The 17906-nt window shown below is 46.1% G+C and carries 22 protein-coding genes; 7 read left to right on the forward strand and 15 right to left on the reverse strand.

The window, feature by feature from the left end; translation table 11 throughout:
- On the reverse strand, window positions 1-1191 hold the full coding sequence (locus HPY31_RS13755) for an NAD(P)/FAD-dependent oxidoreductase (protein WP_172141182.1): 1191 nt from the start codon (window positions 1189-1191) through the stop codon (window positions 1-3).
- 349 nt (window positions 1192-1540) lie between these two features.
- Here HPY31_RS13755 and HPY31_RS13760 point away from each other — a divergent pair, with 349 nt between their 5' ends.
- Window positions 1541-2551, forward strand: a complete 1011-nt coding sequence (locus HPY31_RS13760; protein WP_172141183.1) for an NAD(P)/FAD-dependent oxidoreductase — start codon at window positions 1541-1543, stop codon at window positions 2549-2551.
- A 113-nt stretch (window positions 2552-2664) separates the two neighbouring features.
- Window positions 2665-2955 (forward strand): hypothetical protein, encoded by a 291-nt coding sequence (locus HPY31_RS13765; RefSeq protein WP_172141184.1) that lies wholly within the window; start codon window positions 2665-2667, stop codon window positions 2953-2955.
- 30 nt (window positions 2956-2985) lie between these two features.
- Here HPY31_RS13765 and HPY31_RS13770 read toward each other — a convergent pair whose 3' ends face one another.
- From HPY31_RS13770 to HPY31_RS13785, 4 genes are all read right to left on the reverse strand, one after another.
- The gene (locus HPY31_RS13770) at window positions 2986-3606 is read right to left on the reverse strand and encodes a hypothetical protein (RefSeq protein WP_172141185.1); all 621 of its coding nucleotides are present in this window, start codon (window positions 3604-3606) and stop codon (window positions 2986-2988) included.
- 45 nt (window positions 3607-3651) lie between these two features.
- On the reverse strand, window positions 3652-4011 hold the full coding sequence (locus tag HPY31_RS13775) for a hypothetical protein (RefSeq protein WP_172141186.1): 360 nt from the start codon (window positions 4009-4011) through the stop codon (window positions 3652-3654).
- Window positions 4012-4403: 392 nt separating this feature from the next.
- Window positions 4404-4778: a cupredoxin domain-containing protein gene (locus HPY31_RS13780; RefSeq protein WP_172141187.1), complete on the reverse strand. Its 375-nt coding sequence runs from the start codon at window positions 4776-4778 to the stop codon at window positions 4404-4406.
- A 120-nt stretch (window positions 4779-4898) separates the two neighbouring features.
- The gene (locus tag HPY31_RS13785) at window positions 4899-5693 is read right to left on the reverse strand and encodes a metallophosphoesterase (RefSeq protein ID WP_172141188.1); all 795 of its coding nucleotides are present in this window, start codon (window positions 5691-5693) and stop codon (window positions 4899-4901) included.
- Between the two features lie 55 nt (window positions 5694-5748).
- On the opposite strand from HPY31_RS13785, the gene HPY31_RS13790 reads away from it, so the two are divergent.
- Complete coding sequence (locus tag HPY31_RS13790) at window positions 5749-6330, forward strand: hypothetical protein (protein ID WP_216675622.1); 582 nt, start codon at window positions 5749-5751, stop codon at window positions 6328-6330.
- A gap of 35 nt (window positions 6331-6365) precedes the next feature.
- On the opposite strand, the gene HPY31_RS13795 is transcribed toward HPY31_RS13790, so the two are convergent.
- The 5 genes from HPY31_RS13795 to HPY31_RS13815 form a co-directional block, all read right to left on the reverse strand.
- On the reverse strand, window positions 6366-7283 hold the full coding sequence (locus HPY31_RS13795; protein WP_172141190.1) for a hypothetical protein: 918 nt from the start codon (window positions 7281-7283) through the stop codon (window positions 6366-6368).
- Complete coding sequence (locus HPY31_RS13800; protein WP_172141191.1) at window positions 7258-7842, reverse strand: RNA polymerase sigma factor; 585 nt, start codon at window positions 7840-7842, stop codon at window positions 7258-7260. The genes HPY31_RS13795 and HPY31_RS13800 overlap by 26 nt, the downstream gene beginning before the upstream one ends.
- A 104-nt stretch (window positions 7843-7946) precedes the next feature.
- On the reverse strand, window positions 7947-9188 hold the full coding sequence (locus tag HPY31_RS13805) for a DUF5050 domain-containing protein (RefSeq protein WP_172141192.1): 1242 nt from the start codon (window positions 9186-9188) through the stop codon (window positions 7947-7949).
- A 167-nt stretch (window positions 9189-9355) separates the two neighbouring features.
- Window positions 9356-9715 carry an iron-sulfur cluster insertion protein ErpA gene (gene erpA / locus HPY31_RS13810; protein WP_007716763.1) on the reverse strand — a complete coding sequence of 120 codons (360 nt, stop codon included), beginning with the start codon at window positions 9713-9715 and terminating at the stop codon, window positions 9356-9358.
- A 150-nt stretch (window positions 9716-9865) separates the two neighbouring features.
- Complete coding sequence (locus tag HPY31_RS13815) at window positions 9866-10087, reverse strand: aspartyl-phosphate phosphatase Spo0E family protein (protein ID WP_016742266.1); 222 nt, start codon at window positions 10085-10087, stop codon at window positions 9866-9868.
- Between the two features lie 368 nt (window positions 10088-10455).
- On the opposite strand from HPY31_RS13815, the gene mqnE reads away from it, so the two are divergent.
- Window positions 10456-11559, forward strand: coding sequence for an aminofutalosine synthase MqnE (gene mqnE, locus HPY31_RS13820; protein WP_015893009.1), 1104 nt, complete (start codon window positions 10456-10458; stop codon window positions 11557-11559).
- A gap of 103 nt (window positions 11560-11662) precedes the next feature.
- Here mqnE and HPY31_RS13825 read toward each other — a convergent pair whose 3' ends face one another.
- Window positions 11663-11926, reverse strand: a complete 264-nt coding sequence (locus HPY31_RS13825) for a DUF1450 domain-containing protein (RefSeq protein ID WP_172141193.1) — start codon at window positions 11924-11926, stop codon at window positions 11663-11665.
- A 173-nt stretch (window positions 11927-12099) separates the two neighbouring features.
- On the opposite strand from HPY31_RS13825, the gene HPY31_RS13830 reads away from it, so the two are divergent.
- From HPY31_RS13830 to HPY31_RS13840, 3 genes are all read left to right on the forward strand, one after another.
- A complete protein-coding gene (locus HPY31_RS13830) occupies window positions 12100-13167 on the forward strand; it encodes an NAD(P)/FAD-dependent oxidoreductase (RefSeq protein WP_016742268.1) in 1068 nt (355 codons plus the stop codon).
- A 78-nt stretch (window positions 13168-13245) separates the two neighbouring features.
- Window positions 13246-13716: an NUDIX hydrolase gene (locus HPY31_RS13835; RefSeq protein ID WP_172141194.1), complete on the forward strand. Its 471-nt coding sequence runs from the start codon at window positions 13246-13248 to the stop codon at window positions 13714-13716.
- Window positions 13717-13798: 82 nt separating this feature from the next.
- Window positions 13799-14659, forward strand: a complete 861-nt coding sequence (locus HPY31_RS13840) for an MBL fold metallo-hydrolase (RefSeq protein ID WP_172141195.1) — start codon at window positions 13799-13801, stop codon at window positions 14657-14659.
- Window positions 14660-14729: 70 nt separating this feature from the next.
- Here HPY31_RS13840 and HPY31_RS13845 read toward each other — a convergent pair whose 3' ends face one another.
- From HPY31_RS13845 to HPY31_RS13860, 4 genes are all read right to left on the reverse strand, one after another.
- Window positions 14730-15488, reverse strand: a complete 759-nt coding sequence (locus HPY31_RS13845; RefSeq protein ID WP_172141196.1) for a carbon-nitrogen hydrolase family protein — start codon at window positions 15486-15488, stop codon at window positions 14730-14732.
- Window positions 15489-15503: 15 nt separating this feature from the next.
- On the reverse strand, window positions 15504-16409 hold the full coding sequence (locus HPY31_RS13850; protein WP_172141197.1) for an ATP-grasp domain-containing protein: 906 nt from the start codon (window positions 16407-16409) through the stop codon (window positions 15504-15506).
- A 111-nt stretch (window positions 16410-16520) separates the two neighbouring features.
- Window positions 16521-16862, reverse strand: a complete 342-nt coding sequence (locus tag HPY31_RS13855; protein WP_172141198.1) for a hypothetical protein — start codon at window positions 16860-16862, stop codon at window positions 16521-16523.
- A 144-nt stretch (window positions 16863-17006) separates the two neighbouring features.
- A complete protein-coding gene (locus HPY31_RS13860; RefSeq protein WP_172141199.1) occupies window positions 17007-17900 on the reverse strand; it encodes a hypothetical protein in 894 nt (297 codons plus the stop codon).
- Between the last annotated feature and the right edge of the window lie 6 nt (window positions 17901-17906).

Here is a 17906-nt window from a genome sequence, read left to right on the forward strand (position 1 = left end):
TTACAGCTTTACTTTCTTCAGTGCGAGACCGACGCCGCCAATTTTGTACAAGTAGCGCAGGTCGCTCGCTTTTTTCATCATGGCTGCTGTGCTGCCGAACAGCTTTTTCGAACCAACTTGCCCGATACCCTCACCTTTTCCAAGAGAAGCCAGTGTCCCTTGCAGATGCGGGATGAATTTTTGCGGAAGATCGCCACGGATCAAGGCAGCGAGATTCTCACCCAGCGTCTCGCCTTCCTGCACCGCGATTTGCGCAGTTGGCGGGTACGGACGTCCTTCTTCGTTGAAGATCAAGGCACAATCTCCTACGACAAAAACATTTTCATGACCAGGCGCACGCAAGTATTCGTCTACCTTGACGCGACCGCGCATGACTTCGAAGCCTGCTTTTTCCACGATGCTGTTGCCGCGAACACCTGCTGCCCAGATAACGGTCTTTGATTTGATTTCTTCTCCGGTATTCAACAGTACGCCATCCGGAGTGCACTGCTTGATGGGTGTTCCAATTTTGAACACGATGCCTTTTCTCTCCAATACATTTATGGCGTATTGAATCAGCTCTGGGTCAAAGCCAGGCAATGCAGTTGGCGCTGCCTCAATGCAGTAGACTTTCACCAGTTCTGGATCAACATCAAATTCTCGGCAAAGCGCTGGCAGACGATCGCCGAGCTCTCCGCAAAACTCAATACCTGTAAAGCCAGCTCCACCCACAACAAACGTGAGGTAGTCCATACGATCAGGTTCATTTTTAAATTTGGAGAACATGTATTCAATATGCTCGCGAATATTGCGGACCGCATTGATGCTGCGAATGCTAAATGCATGCTCCTTGAGTCCCTCAATTCCGAACGTTTCTGGCTCGCTACCCAATCCGATGACGAGATAGTCATATGACAGCACCTCGCCATTATCGAGCGTAACGGTCTGCTCTTCTGACTGAATGGCTTGCACCGTTCCTTTGACAAAGTTGACTTTGTCCTTGTTCAAAATGCCATCCAGACTGACGCGGGCGTGATCCGCTGGTGCAGTACCTGCAGCCGGCTCGTGCAGCCAAGTCGTGATGTAGTGATAGTTGTGCTTGTTGACCAAGGTGATTTCCGCCTCATTGTAGTTGAGCTTTTTCTGAAGCTGCAACGTTGTGAGCAAACCACCGTATCCAGCGCCAAGAATCAGGATTTTGGGTGTACCCATCAGTATCCCTTCCAATCATGTATGATGTCATTTTTCATGGTAACTTCAGGAAGATTGTGCGATTTTTCACGTGGTCTGGTACAAATTAAGATGCCCCAATTTATGATCCGTGTTGTATCGGAATTATTGCCCTCCGATGCCATCCGAACCACTCTGTGAAAAAATGCACAAAGTCACCCATAGAAAAATGTGACAATTTCTTTACAGTCATCCTCATCTTATCGACAACCAATTGGATTTGCAAGGTTTTTTTGCCTATCATCTTTCGAATTTTCTCTCCTGTTTTTACACTTAGATGGGTTATAATGGTTGAGGAGTTCGCTTACGATTAATTCGGAGGTGCTTTGGATTGAATTTTCTGCAAAAGGACGAGCAAATCTACGACATTACGATCATTGGTGGAGGCCCTGCCGGGTTATTTACCGCTTTCTATGGCGGGATGAGGCAGGCCAGTGTAAAAATCATTGAGAGCATGCCCCAGCTAGGTGGGCAATTATCCGCTCTTTATCCGGAGAAGTACATATATGATGTTGCCGGATTTCCAAAGGTTTTAGCACAGGATTTGATCAATAATCTGAAAGATCAAACTTCCCGCTTTCAGCAGACCGTTTGCCTGGAAGAAAAAGTGGAAAATGTCGTAAAAAAAGTAGACGATGTGTTTGAAATCACTACGGACAAAGGCACTCACTACTCCAAATCCGTCATCATCACTGCTGGGGTAGGAGCGTTCGAACCTCGCAGGCTGGAACACCCAGATGCCGTCAAATATGAAAAATCCAATCTGCACTATTTTGTTACCGATCTGAACTCCTTCAAGGGACAGCGTGTAGCTGTTATTGGCGGCGGTGATTCCGCTCTGGACTGGTCCCTCATGCTAGAACCCATCGCAAAAGAAGTACACCTCATCCATCGCAGAGACAAGTTCCGCGCACATGAACATAGCGTAGAAATGCTTATGTCCTCCAAAGTAAACGTCACGACACCTTACGAAATTTCAGCTTTGCACGGCGAGGAGCGCATTGAAAAACTCACGCTGGCCAATTGCACGACAAAAGAAGAAATGGATCTGGAAGTCGATGCAGTCATTGTCAACTTTGGCTTCATCTCCTCTCTCGGTCCAATCAAGAACTGGGGGCTGGAGCTCGAAAAAGGCTCCATCGTGGTCGATACACGCATGGAATCAAACATTCCTGGCATTTTCGCAGCAGGCGATATCGCTACCTATCCTGGTAAGGTCAAGCTGATCGCTGTCGGATTTGGTGAAGCACCTACCGCTGTAAACAATGCAGTTTCCTACTTTAATCCGGATGCCAAATTGCAGCCTGGTCATTCTTCAAGCATGGACAACTTCAAATTGTAAAAATGTTTCGTCCCTGTTGTTGCCTCCGATGGCTGCGACAGGGATTTTTCATTCCATTGCATAACCGCTTTTGTTGGCGTGCACAGTAGAAGCAACGAGGAGGCGATTACACTTTGAATCATCTCTGCCCAGTTTGCAATGGCTTCACACCGCTCCAACAAGCCTGTTCAGCATGCGGTCAAGCTCTGCAAGATGCAGGCCGTTTGTATGACTTTTATGGGAGCTACAGCCCATACCGGGAGATAGACGATGCCAAGATGGACAACGGTTACTTAGATCGTACGCGCCACCAATGCGTCCATACAGGCTGGTGTCCCTCCTGCCAAATTGAAGAAAAGGTCTTTCTGGATGAATGGACCCCCGTTATGCTTGTAACCGATATGGAAAAGGACGCGTACCAGTAAGTCGGTCACGTCCTTTTTTTGTTCGAATCGTTATTTTTTCTTCATGGCCAGCTTTTCCGCCATGCGAGAATTGTTTGCTTGCATTTGTTCCAGCATTTGTTGAAGCGACTCCTTAATCTTGGCAGTATCACCAGATTCAATCGCCGAGTCAAAAGCTTCGTGTGTCTTTTTCATTTGCTCGATTCGGGCTCTTCGGGCGTCACGTTCTTCTTTCGGCCCTATGTTTTTGTCTTTCCATTCCTTGAACTGCTTTTCCATCTGTTCGTTGGTGATTTCGCCCTTTTTCACTTGTTCATTCAGCTTGTTGATCAGTTGCTTGCGTTCTTCACGCTTCGCCTGCCATTTCGGGTCGTCACTCAACGCCCCAAACTCGTTCATTAAACGATCGCGTTCTTTAAACGCTGCCTGCCATTTCCCCACGCTATCTGGTGCATATTTTTCCGCCAGCAAGAGCATGTACATCTTTTGATGAACGCCTCTGTTTGAGCTATGTTGCACCTTCATGTGCTTTTCTCCATGCTCTTCATGGCTGTGAGTCGGCTTGATCACCAGTGCAACTGTTGCAGACACATCTTGGGCCAACGCGACTCCTGGCATCGCGAGACCCATTACCAGCGCTGTAGTCATCATTCCTTGCTTCCACATCTTCATGCTGTTCACTCCTTCTTCTTTTCGAAAACGTCTATGATTGATCCGTTAAAAAGGACGCAATTCTTCTCTATCCAACCCCAATAGCTTTACCAGGCCCATTTGCTCCAGATCGCTTTTCGTTTTTTCGGTGCCATACTGATAAATAAGCTGATAGATGGCCCGCAGGTTGTCATCGTATTCGTCGTTGTCCCGATCCGGCATGTCAGTCCATAGCGTATGCCCATGCATCCACATCATGAAATCGCCGTGCATACAGTTATTGAACAGATCGCGCATCATGCCAACTTCTACGTCGGTAGCTTCGATCTCAAAATCGTACGTGGCGGAGCCTTTTTCATCGCGGATTTCTGCCACGGTCGTTCCCGCTTGCAAGGTCACGTAGTAGTGTTTCTTATCCAGTGTCACTCATCTCCTTTTTGGATCGCATCACCGACTTGAAAACTTTTCCTTCTTACCATGTGCAAAAATCGCGAAAACATGTATATAACAAGCAAAAAGCCCTCCGTCAGGGGAGGACTCTTTCCTATTTCATCTTAGCCGGTATGTTACGATCGATCTTCTTTCCGCAAATTATGCCCAGTGTTTTCTCCCGTTTTCGGAGGAGTGCTGCGTGAGCCGGCGGATGCTTCCGTTGGACGTTTGTCTTTGTTGTTGTGTTTGGACATGTGGTTCCCTCCCTTACTCGATGAGTGGCTGCCCCTGTAGTATGTCCCCACTAGTGAAATGAAAAAACACCTTGACCTGCTATGCAGGCCAAAGTGCTTGTTTGTTGTTTTTATGCTATTAAAAGAATCGAATTATTTCACGACTAATTTTGCTACCATTTTTCCATGATCCGGTCCACAGATCACGTTGCAAAAGATGGTGTACTCACCAGCGGCATCGATTTTCATCGTTTTGCTGCCATCTTTTTGAAGGTCTACATCCAGCCCTTGGATACCAATACCGTGAAAGCCTTCTGTCGACTTGAAGTTGAGCGTGAACTCTTCGCCAGCTTTTACTTCATAGGTTTCTTGATTGAATTTCCAGTTACTAGCTTCGATATTCACTTGTGTGCCAGTAGTCGCTACAGCATTCGTGCTAGCAGCTTGCTCCTTGTCTCCGCCGCATGCTGTCATCAACATTGCAGACAATGCAACTGAAGAAATCAATAGACCCCACTTCTTGTTCACTTTCGACCCCTTCTTTCTTCTTTTTCTACACTTCCATATTACTCGATGAGACCAATCCAAAATCTGACATCCTGTGAACGAACAGTGACGAATTGGGGAACGATTATTGAACTTGAGCGTTCATGATGGATTGATCATGTATACCGTGATCTCCGGAAAACAGTTGAGCCGGATTGGCAGCCTGGAAGTACCTAATCCGCGACTAATGCCAAATACGCCAACGAATGGATCCTCTTTTTGCCCGATATGAAAATGCTTGTAAGCACCAACAGTACGATTGAACATGCGGACTTGTCCCCCGTGAGTATGTCCGGTCAACAGAAGGTCAGCTTTCAAACCCTCGTTGCTAATCAACGAGATAATGTTCGGAGAATGAGCTAAAAAGATCGTCAAGTTCGCCTGCCGAATCTCTTTTTTCGTATGCCGTTCATTGCCGTAAATCGAGTTATCAAAACCGTATATCCAAATGCGACTGCCGTCTTTTTCTATCACGGCACTCTCGTTTTCCAATACCGTCATCACCTGCTGCCAGGCTTCTTTTTGGGAACGGGAAACAGCAGCGGAATAGACCCTTTTCTGAAATCTTCCTGCCTCTCTCTCGTAATTGCCAGGAACAAAGAAGATTCCATCCTTTCTCTTTACTTTTGCTAGCTCATTTAACACACGCGGCAACTGCCCACTGTGCTGGGTCAAATCTCCCGTCACCATCACCAAATCCGGCTCGTGGACATTCACCAGTTTGTGTAGCTCTCCATTCCAAAAACGTATTCGTCCATGAGGATCAGAAAGATGAACCAATGTGAGTGGAGGGACAGAAGGGAGGGTCAGCTTCACTGTCGATGTTTTGACATAAGTCGTATGGTAGGCGAGAAAGATTATTCCCACCAGAATACACAAAAAAATCGTTACCATCATTTTCGGAACAATCCTCTCTTTTCTCCGTCTTATGGTTTAGAGGAGTGGATCAGTGATGATTTTCAGGAACGTTCAAGGTATTCTTATCATTTTCTCGTTCGTGCTTCTTTTCACCTTTTTCATCCAGCCTTTTCCTGCGTCGGCCTGTAGTTGTGCCAGACCTCCTGACCCTTTAACAGCAAAGGATCAGTCTGCTGCTGTATTTACAGGCAAGGTGCTCCAGGTAAATGAGCGGACAGACTGGCTTCGTTGGCTTCCCTTTTGGGATAAACCAGAGCGAGGGGGCTTTGATGTTATTTTCGAGGTGCAGTCCACGTGGAAAGGGGTAGATCAGACACAAGTTCAGATCGTCACCAGCGGTCTTGGAGGTTCATGCGGCATTCCTTTTCAACCGGGTCAAGAATATCTTGTCTATGCCTCTTATTGGGAGCTAAATGAGCTGGAAACTAACATCTGTACACGAACAGCCATCAAGTCCGATGCCGGAGGGGATCTGCAAGCGCTAGGTCCTGGTGCCATGCCGATCCGTTCTACCAATCTAGTATGGACTGATTATGTCTTTACAGGGATCGTGGTCATCATCGCTGTGGGAATCTTGTTCTATCTCTTTTGGTTCCAAACAAAACGGAGACGATAAATTCCCTCGTCTCCGCCCTCTATTTTCATGGCTATCTACTTCAAATTCTCGGCAATCATCAGTAAATCTTTTTTCGTCAAAGCAGGATTCATGGCACCCACTTCAATGAGCCTGTTTTTGTCTTCTTGATAAACTTTTACAAGTTTTTGTTCTTTTCCATCCAATAGCTTCTGTGCCACATACATTCCCTCATATTTTTGTACTTTCACTTTTTCTACAATTGCATCCTCTCCTGCTGCTTCTTCGATCCATTTCACCCCTTCAAAGTTCGTGATGGCGATGTACACGTCCCCGTCTGTCTCAGCGCCTTCACTCCCTTTGTACAACGTAAAGACTCTATTTATTGTCGGCTTAGGAGAAACTTTTCGCATGACGATTTGTTTCTTGTCCTTCTCAGCCTCCTTGTGCATTTCAGCGAATAATTCTGGTTGGCTATAATCAAATGGATACTCGACATGTCCTTTTACGAATTTGTAGCCACCCGCTATCTCTGCCGGTACCTCGTAAAAGCTGCCCACTTCTTTCTGCAACGGTGGTGTGGTCAGATGTTCAACAGGAATATATGTGAAGGAAACACGTTTTTTCGGATTGTCCGGTCCAGGTATATAAATCGCTGCACCTTCTCCTTGCTTAAGCGAGTTTCGTGCGTCTTCAAAGGTTTTTATCGTTTCTTCGCTACTTTTTTCTTGTGGTGCTGTAGTCTGCTGCACTTTCACTACTGCTTCCCCTTTTTCATTCTTCAATTCGTATACCTTTATGGCTGCATAAGCGGATGTTCCCCCAAACACAAGAATAGCCGCGACAAGTAATCCTAATCTTTTTTTCATCTGTTTTCCCTCCGATATATTTTTTCGTTCCTTGATTTTTTGAAGGACTTGATCCTTGACATCGAAATCATCGGCGGCTGCTAGTAACTGCTGTTTCCAATCATCGGGTTGCTGAGATCGAGTCATGTCTATCACCGCCTTCACTCACGAGCATGTAAGCTTTACATTTTTTCAATGCCCGCTCATACTGTTTTCGCAGCGTAGCTGGCTTTCTATCAAACAACAAGGCCAGCTCGTCGTAGCTGCGTTCTTCCACCACACGCAAGATCAGGAGATTCCGCTCCTTTACGGATAGCTTTGATATCGCTACATGAAGAGGGTTGTTCAAGTACTCCGTATCTTCAATCTTCTTTTCACCCTCATGGCGACTGACCGTCTGAATCCCCGCACGCAAAAAAGTGACCACGCGATTCAGCTTCGCCCTGTTTAACAAGTTCAAGCAATGATGATACGCGATCTTATACATCCATGCCGAGAAAGAAACGTTGTGTCGATAGCTATCCAGTTGCTCGAATGCCTTCAAGAAAACCTCCTGGACAGCATCCTCCGCTTCCTGTCGGTGTCCCAGCATATGATAGCAATACACGAACAATGGCTTTTGCATCGCATCGATGATTAAACCAAATTGGTCGATATCCCCAGCTCTGACCTCCTTTAACACTTGCTCCATTTCGTTATGATCCAAGCCCTCTCACCTCCGATTCGCCATGTATAACAAACAAAGCTGTCATTTTGTGACAGGTTGCCGCAAAAAAATCCATACCGAAGTATGGATTGCGATTCCTTGTGTTATTTCCACTGAACCTTGTAAAGCTCATTGTTCGTTTTGGCATAGAGGATGTATTGTGCGGGTACGTTTATCTCTACAATCGCATCGCTCTTCAAGTCCAGGATTTTCTCTGGTTTATCTGAAGAGATCTGTGTCCGGTATAAAGCTTTGTCGCTGTCCAGATAGAAAATGTTGTCACCTACGACATCAACGATCTTTCCCTTCAATTGCTTGCCATCTTGCAGGTACTTACCCTCTTTGGAAATCAGCACATGCCGAGAGCTGCTATCCACGTAGGCAATCGCGTCCGTATAAACTTCAAAGCTGCCGCCCTTGCTTCCATCTATTTTTGTATCATCTTTGGTAAGCTTCGTTTTTTCTGACCCATTCAGCTTCATTTTATAAAGTCCTTGATCAAGGCTTTCATGGAAGTAATACCAGCCATTCGAAACCGTTACATAATCTACATTTTCAAGAACTTCCTCTTTTTTGTCCGAATTGATTTTCGCTTTATACAGCATCGCTCGGTTGTCGTCAGTATAAGCCGTAAAGTACATATCGCTTTCATCCATGACAAAGGACGTAATCTTGTCTCCTGCAAATTTCACAGCTTCAGGTGTACTGCTACCTTGCTTTACTTTATAAAGAGAGCTTTTGTGCAGACCTTTTTCCGTTGCTGGATCGTTAGGCTGCAAGTAATAAATCTCTTGATTTCCTCGAAAGATTTTACCGGTCAACTGCTTGGCTTGACTCACTTTCATCGGACTCTCGTTGACCAATTTATCCTTGTAGATCGTACCTTTCAGCTTGCTGTCTTCATCTGCGACAAAGAAGTATTTCCATTCATCTCCTACCCGAATGATGCCAGACGCCGCACCCTGTATCTCTTGCTTTTCCTCGCCCTTCATGGTTAGTGTGAGTTTAATCTCATATTTTCCTTTTTCCGAGGGCGTAAAGGTTCCCGTTACCTCGTATTGCTCTTTTCCTTCGGTAACCTTCACATCTTCCATCACGAAATCCTCATCAGGACCTGTAAAGCGAAATTCCGCATCTCCTTTTATCTTCCCGTGCTTCGCAATCGTTGCTGTTACCGTGACTTTCTCGCCCACATTCACATCAAGTTGTGGAAACAACGTCAGATCGCCTGCCACATATCCTTTTGACTTCACCTGTGGTGCCGCATCAATCGTAGCGGGAATAGCCGTACACAAAAGGATGGCTGAAAATGCGCAAGCAGTAAGTCGTTTGAATTTCTTCATCATAATCCTGCCTCTCGTTTTTTCATTTTACTTCCAATTATTCATAACTATAATTTTAAGTCCATATTTTGTAAATTCATTTCATTTCGCACAACAAAATACCCCTTCAACTCGTGCGCAATCATTCACACAAGTCGAAGGGGGTTCCGTTTTATTTCTCTTCATTTGTCTTAGTCGTCACATTTCTCCGCTTTTCCTTCAGCCAACGCTGTTTTGAACGAAGATCCACAACCACAAGAAGCGACTGCATTCGGATTCTCGATGGAGAAGCCTCCACCCATCATCGATTCCTTAAAATCGATTTCTGTACCTTTAATGTATGGATAGCTGTCCTTATCGACAACAATTTTCACACCGTTTTGCTCGAAGGTCTCGTCGCCTTCTTTCATCTCTTCGTCCCAGCCCATCCCGTAGGTAAAGCCGCTGCAACCACCTGTTCTGACACCTACCCGCAAAAACACATCGGGTTTTCCTTCTGCTGCCAGCATTTCTTTTACTTTCAGACTGGCGCGCTCTGTCAATGTAATCATGCTTCTTTCCCTCCTTCACAGGCTAATCATTCCTGCACTTGTTACAACCAGTATATTCAGTTTACTAAGAAACGCTTCTTCCCACAAGCTTCCCCTGCACTTTACGCGCTCATTCTCTCTTTCCAAATAAAAAAGAAGGGTTTCCCCTTCCTATGCAAAGTGTGCATTGTTTTCCATTAAATAAAATCTATACGCTTTCTTCCGGTTCTCTGCCTTAGACAGACTATGATCGATCTGGATCAGTTCGTTGTGTAGTTGATCAATTTGTATACTGTATTCAAGGACATCTGGATGATCTAACCCAAACTCTAACCCCATATTTACCATACGCTGTCGAAGGAGTTCGATTTTCTCGAGCAAAACGTCCCGCATTTGAAGCTCCTCCTAATAATAGATCAGGCTTTCTTACTATATTTTACAAGAACAGCTAGAATTTCGCAAACGGAAAATTCCTACTTTCCCCATTTAATGCCGATATTTGTTAGTTTTTTACAATATTTCATACAAAGAAATAACGGCTCTTCATCGAAAATGGGGCGAAAAGGAGCCAAGTGTAGAGTTGGAGAACTTATGATATTGTTCGTACTTACCAAGAGGTTTATAATATAGGTGCTCTTGTTGCCCGAGATTTACTTTATTTCTAAGAGCTTTCCACTCCCATGGAACGAATATCGATTGGGTACGTCTGGATTAAAGCTCTTTCATCTAAGAACCATTGACTTTGAAAGGAAGTGTTTGGAATGGCGCTTGAAACGATTGCCATACAAGACAAAGCTCTCGCCGGAATCGCTGAAAAAGTTATGCATGGCGAAAGACTTACCTTGGAAGACGGTGTCACCCTTTTTAATTCCAACGATCTTTTGACGATTGGACAATTGGCTAACGTTGTTAACTATCGCAAGAATCAGGATAACGTTTACTTTTTGCAAAATCTGTACATCAACCCAACCAACGTATGTGAAGCTCATTGCAAATTCTGTGGCTTCCGCCGCGATGAAGGGGATGAGGGTGCCTACACGATGAGCATGGAAGAGTTGCTTCATTATGTAGAAACTCGCTTCCATCCAGGTATCCGTGAATTTCATATCGTTGGCGGACATAACCAGCACAAGCCATTTGAATACTACCTCGACACCCTTCGTACCTTGAGAAAAGCGTACCCGGATGTGACGATTAAATCGTATACAGGTGCAGAGATTGAGTTCTTCTCCCGCATTTCCGGTCTCTCCATCCGCGAGGTTTTGCAAGAGCTGATGAAGGCTGGTCTTCAAAGCCTTACTGGTGGTGGTGCTGAAATTTTGACTGAACGCTATCGGATGAAAATGAGCCCGGAAAAAGCAAGTACAGACATGTACCTGCAAGTACACCGCACGGCTCATGAGTTGGGCTTGAAAACACATACTACCATGCTGTATGGCTCCATCGAGACATTGGAAGAGCGCGTGATCCACATGCTCCGCCTGCGCGAGCTGCAAGATGACACAAACGGCTTCATGGTATTTATTCCATTGGCTGTTCAACCGATCAAAGCAACAGCAGGCATCAAACGCCGCAACTCTGCCATTGATGATTTGAAAACAATGGCGATCAGCCGTCTGATGCTCGATAACTTCCAGCATATCAAAGCATACTTCATCAACATCGGTACCCAACTCACACAGCTTTCTCTGCAAATGGGAATTTCCGATGCTCACGGAACCTTGATCGAGGAGCGCATCAGCCACTCAGCCGGTGCACTTACCCAGCAAGCCCTAACAGTAGATGAGTTGGTTTGGTTGATCAAAGGCGCAGGAAAGCGCGCTCTGGAACGCGATACCTTCTACAACGTGATCAAAGAACATTAATTCAAAAAAAAGCTGATGCTCCAGATCACTTGGGCATCAGCTTTACTATTTTGGTACGTGCGCGGTTGATCATGCTCCCCAATGAACATCCTAAGAGAACAATCTACAGAGGAAAATCTGCATTCAACAGCTCTTCTTCCTCCCGTAATTTATTCTTGATTTTCACCAGTAACTCATCGGCTGTTGGAGCTTGTACCAAGCTGCCATTTACAAGCGCGAATGGCTCCATGTAGCACTCACCGCAATACCCTAGACAGCCGTACTCAAGTACGTCCACATCTAGATCAGGATCATTTTCCAATGCATCCACTACGGATTGCGTATAAGAGGAAACATTGCTCGCACAAAATTCTACTAGTGGTTTCATCTATTGTCACCTACCGATTATTTCGACATCATCATGTACTTTATTGTACCGCGACTTTGATAAAAATCCAGCGGAGAAAACGGGAAAAAGATTCTGCTTGCATTTTTAGTGAAAGAGACTAAAAATAGAGTGGGTGCTGTAAAAAACGGACAGAAGAAAGGACTAGACCTTCTATGAAACGACTTGTGATCCTTGGAGGAGGATACGGGGGTCTTCGTATTATTGAGCGAGTCCTGTCCCCTGATTTACCAGATGACGTGTTTATAACCCTCGTAGACCGTATGCCTTTTCATGGCTTGAAAACAGAGTATTACGCTCTGGCGGCAGGTACTACACCGGAATCTCACCTGCGTGTTACTTTTCCAAACGATCCGCGTCTAACCGTCAAATACGGTGAAATTGCTGGCGTGGAAATGGACGAGCAGGTCGTCAATTTTGCTGACGGGGACACCCTCTCCTACGATTGGCTTGTAATCGGATTGGGTTGTGAGGATCGTTACCATGATATCCCTGGTGCTGATCAATTTACATGTTCGATTCAAACCATGGGAGCTACTCGCAACACATACATGGCAATCAATAATGTGAACCCATACGGCACGGTTAGCGTTGTGGGCGGTGGTCTTTCCGGAGTGGAAATGGCTGCTGAGCTACGCGAGAGCCGTCCCGATCTGAATGTGCGCATCATCGACCGCGGTCAAAGCATTTTGAGCCCATTCCCGAAAAAGCTTCAGGAATATGCATCTCAATGGTTCATTGAGCACGATGTACAGCTTGTTTCCATGGCGAATGTCACTGGCATCGAGCAAGGGATCGTGTACAACCACAACCAGCCTGTTGAAAGCGATGTTATCGTATGGACAGCAGGTATTCAAGCGAACAAAATCGTGCGCTCTTTGCCGATCGAAACAGACAACATCGGACGCGCCAAACTCAATCAGTATCATCAGATCCCATCCCATACGAACGTGTATGTAGTAGGTGACTGTGCAAGCACAATCATCGCGCCGAGCGCACAAACTGCTGAGATCCAAGGCGATCAAATTGCCTTGATGTTGAAAAAAGACATCAAAGGTGAGGAGTATCCAGCTTCATTGCCTGCTCTCAAGCACAAAGGCTTCCTCGGTTCCCTCGGCAAAAAGGAAGGCTTTGCCAGCATGGGGAAAATGTCTCTGGTTGGTCAGATGGCTCGTGTCATCAAGAGCGGTCAGCTATGGATGTACAAAAAGCATATGGGATAGCAAACAAGCCTGTTGACCGGATGGTCTAACAGGTTTTCTTTTTGTATAATCAAAGGATTAGGAGGGTGATTTTTCCAGATGAATGATTATATTCAAACAATGCGCCGTCTGATCGGGCAAGAACGGCTGATAACGGTAGGCTGTGGAGCGATCATCGAGGACGAGCAGGGACGTATTTTGCTGCAAAGGCGCAAAGACCAGAACAACTGGTGTCTACCTGGAGGTCTGATGGAAATCGGGGAAACCTTTGTAGAGACACTATTTCGAGAAGTAGAAGAAGAAACCAATCTGAGCATTGAGGCACCAGAGCTGTTTGGAATATACTCCGGCCCATCGGGTTGCAGAGAATACCCGAACGGCGACAAGGTGTTCAGTGTGCAAATTATCTTTCGAGTAACCTCGTTTCATGGGGAACTCAAACAAGAGGGTCCTGAGAGCTCTGAGCATACGTTCTTTACACGGGACAACCTCCCGCAAACACTTAATCCCGGTCAGGCAGCTTTTATATTGGATTGGGCGGAAGGGCTTATGGGACCAATCGTCAAATAATTGAAAAAACGTAGCGATGATAATCTCCAAGCGAAACCCACATAATATCGTAGACCAGAATAACCAGCTTGGAGGTTTTTTAGTGGAACCCAAGACATATGAGGATATGAAAGATACGCTGGCTGACAATTACATGCCGATGACTTCCTTTCGAAGTGGCGTCGAAGAGACAGTCAGACCAGATGTAGAATGCTACACCATTCAAATTGTAAACATCGCGCTGGTCGGAGATGCAAAATCTTGGGTTCTGGTAGATGCGGGGATGCCACAATCGGCGGAACAAATCATCGGGATTGCCCAGGAGCGCTTTGGTGAGGATGCCAAGCCGAGAGCCATCCTGCTCACTCACGGTCATTTCGATCATGTCGGAGCGGTCATCGAGCTCGTAAAAGCGTGGAGGGTGCCCGTCTATGCCCATTCGCTTGAAATCCCCTATTTGACAGGCCAAACATACTATCCGGAGCCAGATGGAACGGTTGAGGGCGGGCTGCTTGCGAAGATATCCCCGTTGTTTCCAAATGAACCAATCGATTTGGGTAGCCATGTTCATCCTTTGCCCGAAGACGGCAGTGTTCCCGAAATGCCTGGATGGCGCTGGATACATACACCTGGACATTCCCCCGGGCACATTTCCTTCTTTCGTGATGAAGACAGAACTCTCCTCGCAGGGGACGCTTTTGTTACGGTAAAACAGGACTCACTGTATCAAGTCGTGACTCAGCAAAAGCAACTGACTGGTCCCCCTGTTTATTTGACAACGGATTGGCAGGCAGCTCGACAATCCGTCGAAAAGCTTGCCAAGCTCGCCCCTGCGTATGCAATCACTGGTCACGGTCCACCTATGTATGGTCAGGAGTTGGCCGATGGATTGGTCCAATTGGTTGCGGAGTTTGATCGGGTAGCTGTCCCCAAGTATGGGCGATATGTGGACAAGGAGATGTAGATTGGCAAAAAAGCTGACGTCGGGATGGTTGGACGTCAGCTTTTTATGGTTGGTTAGAAGATACCTTTTCCTATTCAACCAACCCGGGCTGGAATCGCTGGGCCAATAATCGCGTTGCTTTCGCAGGATCAATCTCTAACACAAGCAACTCCTCGACCCCTGAAGCCGCCACACACAGCCGTTCCCCGGTCGGTGAGATCAAAGCCGTCGTCACCTGTTGATTCGAAATCGCGTAGTTCACGCTGGCGAAGTAGATATTGTTTTCCAAGCTTCGGCAAACCATCGCCCCGTTGTAAAAATCGGGATTGCTGACCTCCCCTGTAAACATCGGATGGAAAACAATGCTCGCTCCACGGCGTGCCGCCCACCGTACCGTCTCTGGATATCGCCATCCTTCATGGCAAATGACAATGCCAAACGCCACATCCTCTATCGTAAACATTTGCCGCCCTTCGCCCGGAATATAGTCAAACTGATCCTCATCTGGGTCGATCTGATTTTTTATTTGCAACCCAAGATCTTCTCCCTGTTTCCCCACCACAAAGGCGACTAGACGATAGCCGCGCTCATCCTTCCATTCCATCGGTAAAATGACGGCGAGCTGGCGTTCCTTCGCCAGAGCACGAATCTCTTCCAAAGCTCTCCGTTGTACCTCATGATCGTATGCTTCCACTTCATAGCCAACACCGCGCAGCCCCGGGATCATCGATTCAGGAAAGCAAATCAGATCGCAATTGTTTTGCGCAGCATTTATCATCTGCTGCTTAATGATTGCAAGCCCCTCCGCCGCTGATTGGGGGAACCTCGTCTGAGCCAGGCCTATTTTCATGGAAAATCCCTCTTTCTACAAAAAATTTCTTTTTAACCTCGTGAAAAATTCAAATCTATCAGCCTGTTCAGGCAGAGCAGACACCTGTGCATCCCCTAGCTCGAGAATGGTCCATGAGCCATTTTCCAGCTTGGCGATATCCATAGTAAAAAATCGACTCTTGATTTTTTTCGCTACCTCTAAAAATGGCTGGAGGTCTGGAGGCGTATCGTCATATTGTCCTTCCTCCCAGTAATTTGCCATGTACATGGGTTCGCCATCCAAAAAGAAAACGCGATATTCCTGGGACAATGGCATGTTGCTCTGTGAGTGATGGGTCAAAAACTGAAGCTTTACAAATTCTCGAAAGACGACTCCCTCATTCAGCTCATCCTGTTGCAACTCCAAAAATCGGCTGGTCACTTGCTGTACCTTTTCTTTATCGGAAGCATCGGGAATATAGCACGCCTCATTCCAATCGTGTTTTCGAGATTTCACATAATCTTTGATCATGATCGGAGCCTGCCCAAATCTATTTACGATCCGAAACACGTTTTCAAATGACGCGTCTATCTCTTCTTTGTGAAGCCAGACCGACAGCGGGGTAAAATCTTTGATGGTCTCATAAGATTCAGGCAGGTAATGGCAATGCACGTACTTTTCGGGTGTATTGATTAGCTCTATATTTTTGGCTAGCAGGGCGTCGTATAATTTTTGGTACAGGAACGGTTTTAGCATCCATCCCCTGTAGATAGCCAATACTTTTTCAGGAGAGGGCTGGATTTGTTTCACAGCCGCTAACGGGTTGTCCTGGTATATCAGTTGTTCCAGGCTGATCAGATGAATATCCAAGCCGAGTTGTTTTGCGCACGTATACTCATATTCATAGGTTTCATCGACTTTGTTTTCTTGAAATGGCTGACTGCAAAATAAGACTTTCATTTGCACGATCCTCCTCTCAAAAATTGGCAATACCATCCCATTATACAAGATAATTGTTTGAACGTAAAAAACCGTCAAGACTAAGCCTGACGGTTCCCTCATTTTGCTGGTTTATCGCTTTTGGACACGTAATACAGGTACTTTTTTCGGTTCAAAGGTGTCTGCCAGTATCTTCTCTTGAATGACATTCAGCTTGATCAAACTCGAAATTTTCCCGGTATCGGCCTTCGACATGAGGCGCCAAAGCGAAGGATCTGGCAAGGCGTTGTAAAGGCGATCGTCGTTGTATTCTCGCCTCTCCTGATAGGAGATCTGCAGCTTGTATTCGCCTTCCTCTGCGCTGCCGGCTTCACTGTAATCCTCAATTAGTTTACTCCGCAGCTCGTTTAATTCTTCCTCTAGCTGCTTTTGAATTTCCTTTAACTCGTAGTAGCGAGCAATTGGTTGGTCCATCCGCTCTTCCTCCTTTGGTTACCCCTGTACCCAAAATCCATATGAGAAAAAGTCGGTTGCTAGAACCATTCGCTGGCAACGAAAAACAGCCTCCTTTTTCATTTCCGTCATGAAAAGGAGGCTGCGGATCAAGCTCTACTGTTATTACTTTTCAATCATGGTGTCGATCGCTTCACCTTGGTGTTTTTTCAAAAAAGTAGAATACTCTACTTCCCATAGATTCCATTTGCCTTCCCCTTGGTAGCCCCAAACGGAGTTGATGCGGGAAACAGTATCTGCGTTGTTCATACCTACAAGTCGTTGCTCCCCTACGAGCTCAAATGTACCGTTCGCATCCATATCGACTGGCGTCAAAGAACCGAATGGATACGAGAATACAGAAACAGCATCTTCTGTTGGCTGTACTTTTCCTGCCTTGTCATACAGCTTGGCAGCTACGTATACATCTTGGTTGGCACTCACATCAAGCGTCAGCGGCTTATCCAGGTGGGAGCCTTTGCCCTCTACTTTAAAGCCATCTACGAATTTCCCCTCGTAACGGATTCCTTCGTTTTCCTTTTCACCAAAAATCACGGCTGGCTTATTATTTTCAAAGGTAGCGATTACGTGGCTGTAAACACCGCCGCTTCCGCCAGTCGCTGTTTTCACGAAGGCATCCGCAACATGGTCACCGGTAAAGTCAACGAGGGTCAGCTCGCCTTCATAGCCGCCCAGCTCTTTGATATCCGTTTGGCTATAAGCGCCGGATTTTCCATCTTTCACTACGATGTTCATATTGGAGGAATAGATGTCATCCGCTTTTTCTTTTTCGCCAATCAGGTATACGACGTCATCCTTCTTATCGCCATTCACGTCAGCCGTTTTTTGATCGATCACATAGGTGTTTTTCGCGAGCTTCAATTCAGCTGCGGCAGAGAACAGCTTTCCTTTTTCCGAATCTGCGTGAGCTACTTGTGTATTCATTGCAGAAAATCCAGCTACGCCTACAACTCCTGCAAGCAGCAAATATGTAACAGGCTTCATCCATTTTTTATTCATCGTTAT

Source organism: Brevibacillus sp. HB1.3, assembly GCF_013186635.1.
Classification (GTDB): Bacteria; Bacillota; Bacilli; order Brevibacillales; family Brevibacillaceae; genus Brevibacillus; species Brevibacillus brevis_D.

Bases quoted from the DNA above. Each gene is read 5' to 3' on its own strand.
- HPY31_RS13755 (WP_172141182.1), bottom strand. From the start codon at position 1,191: ATGGGTACACCCAAAATCCTGATTCTTGGCGCTGGATACGGTGGTTTG.
- HPY31_RS13770 (WP_172141185.1), bottom strand. From the start codon at position 3,606: ATGAAGATGTGGAAGCAAGGAATGATGACTACAGCGCTGGTAATGGGT.
- HPY31_RS13785 (WP_172141188.1), bottom strand. From the start codon at position 5,693: ATGATGGTAACGATTTTTTTGTGTATTCTGGTGGGAATAATCTTTCTC.
- HPY31_RS13790 (WP_216675622.1), top strand. From the start codon at position 5,749: ATGATTTTCAGGAACGTTCAAGGTATTCTTATCATTTTCTCGTTCGTG.
- HPY31_RS13795 (WP_172141190.1), bottom strand. From the start codon at position 7,283: ATGACTCGATCTCAGCAACCCGATGATTGGAAACAGCAGTTACTAGCA.
- HPY31_RS13805 (WP_172141192.1), bottom strand. From the start codon at position 9,188: ATGATGAAGAAATTCAAACGACTTACTGCTTGCGCATTTTCAGCCATC.
- erpA (WP_007716763.1), bottom strand. From the start codon at position 9,715: ATGATTACATTGACAGAGCGCGCCAGTCTGAAAGTAAAAGAAATGCTG.
- HPY31_RS13815 (WP_016742266.1), bottom strand. From the start codon at position 10,087: ATGCGGGACGTTTTGCTCGAGAAAATCGAACTCCTTCGACAGCGTATG.
- mqnE (WP_015893009.1), top strand. From the start codon at position 10,456: ATGGCGCTTGAAACGATTGCCATACAAGACAAAGCTCTCGCCGGAATC.
- HPY31_RS13825 (WP_172141193.1), bottom strand. From the start codon at position 11,926: ATGAAACCACTAGTAGAATTTTGTGCGAGCAATGTTTCCTCTTATACG.
- HPY31_RS13830 (WP_016742268.1), top strand. From the start codon at position 12,100: ATGAAACGACTTGTGATCCTTGGAGGAGGATACGGGGGTCTTCGTATT.
- HPY31_RS13835 (WP_172141194.1), top strand. From the start codon at position 13,246: ATGAATGATTATATTCAAACAATGCGCCGTCTGATCGGGCAAGAACGG.
- HPY31_RS13845 (WP_172141196.1), bottom strand. From the start codon at position 15,488: ATGAAAATAGGCCTGGCTCAGACGAGGTTCCCCCAATCAGCGGCGGAG.
- HPY31_RS13850 (WP_172141197.1), bottom strand. From the start codon at position 16,409: ATGAAAGTCTTATTTTGCAGTCAGCCATTTCAAGAAAACAAAGTCGAT.
- HPY31_RS13855 (WP_172141198.1), bottom strand. From the start codon at position 16,862: ATGGACCAACCAATTGCTCGCTACTACGAGTTAAAGGAAATTCAAAAG.
- HPY31_RS13860 (WP_172141199.1), bottom strand. From the start codon at position 17,900: ATGAATAAAAAATGGATGAAGCCTGTTACATATTTGCTGCTTGCAGGA.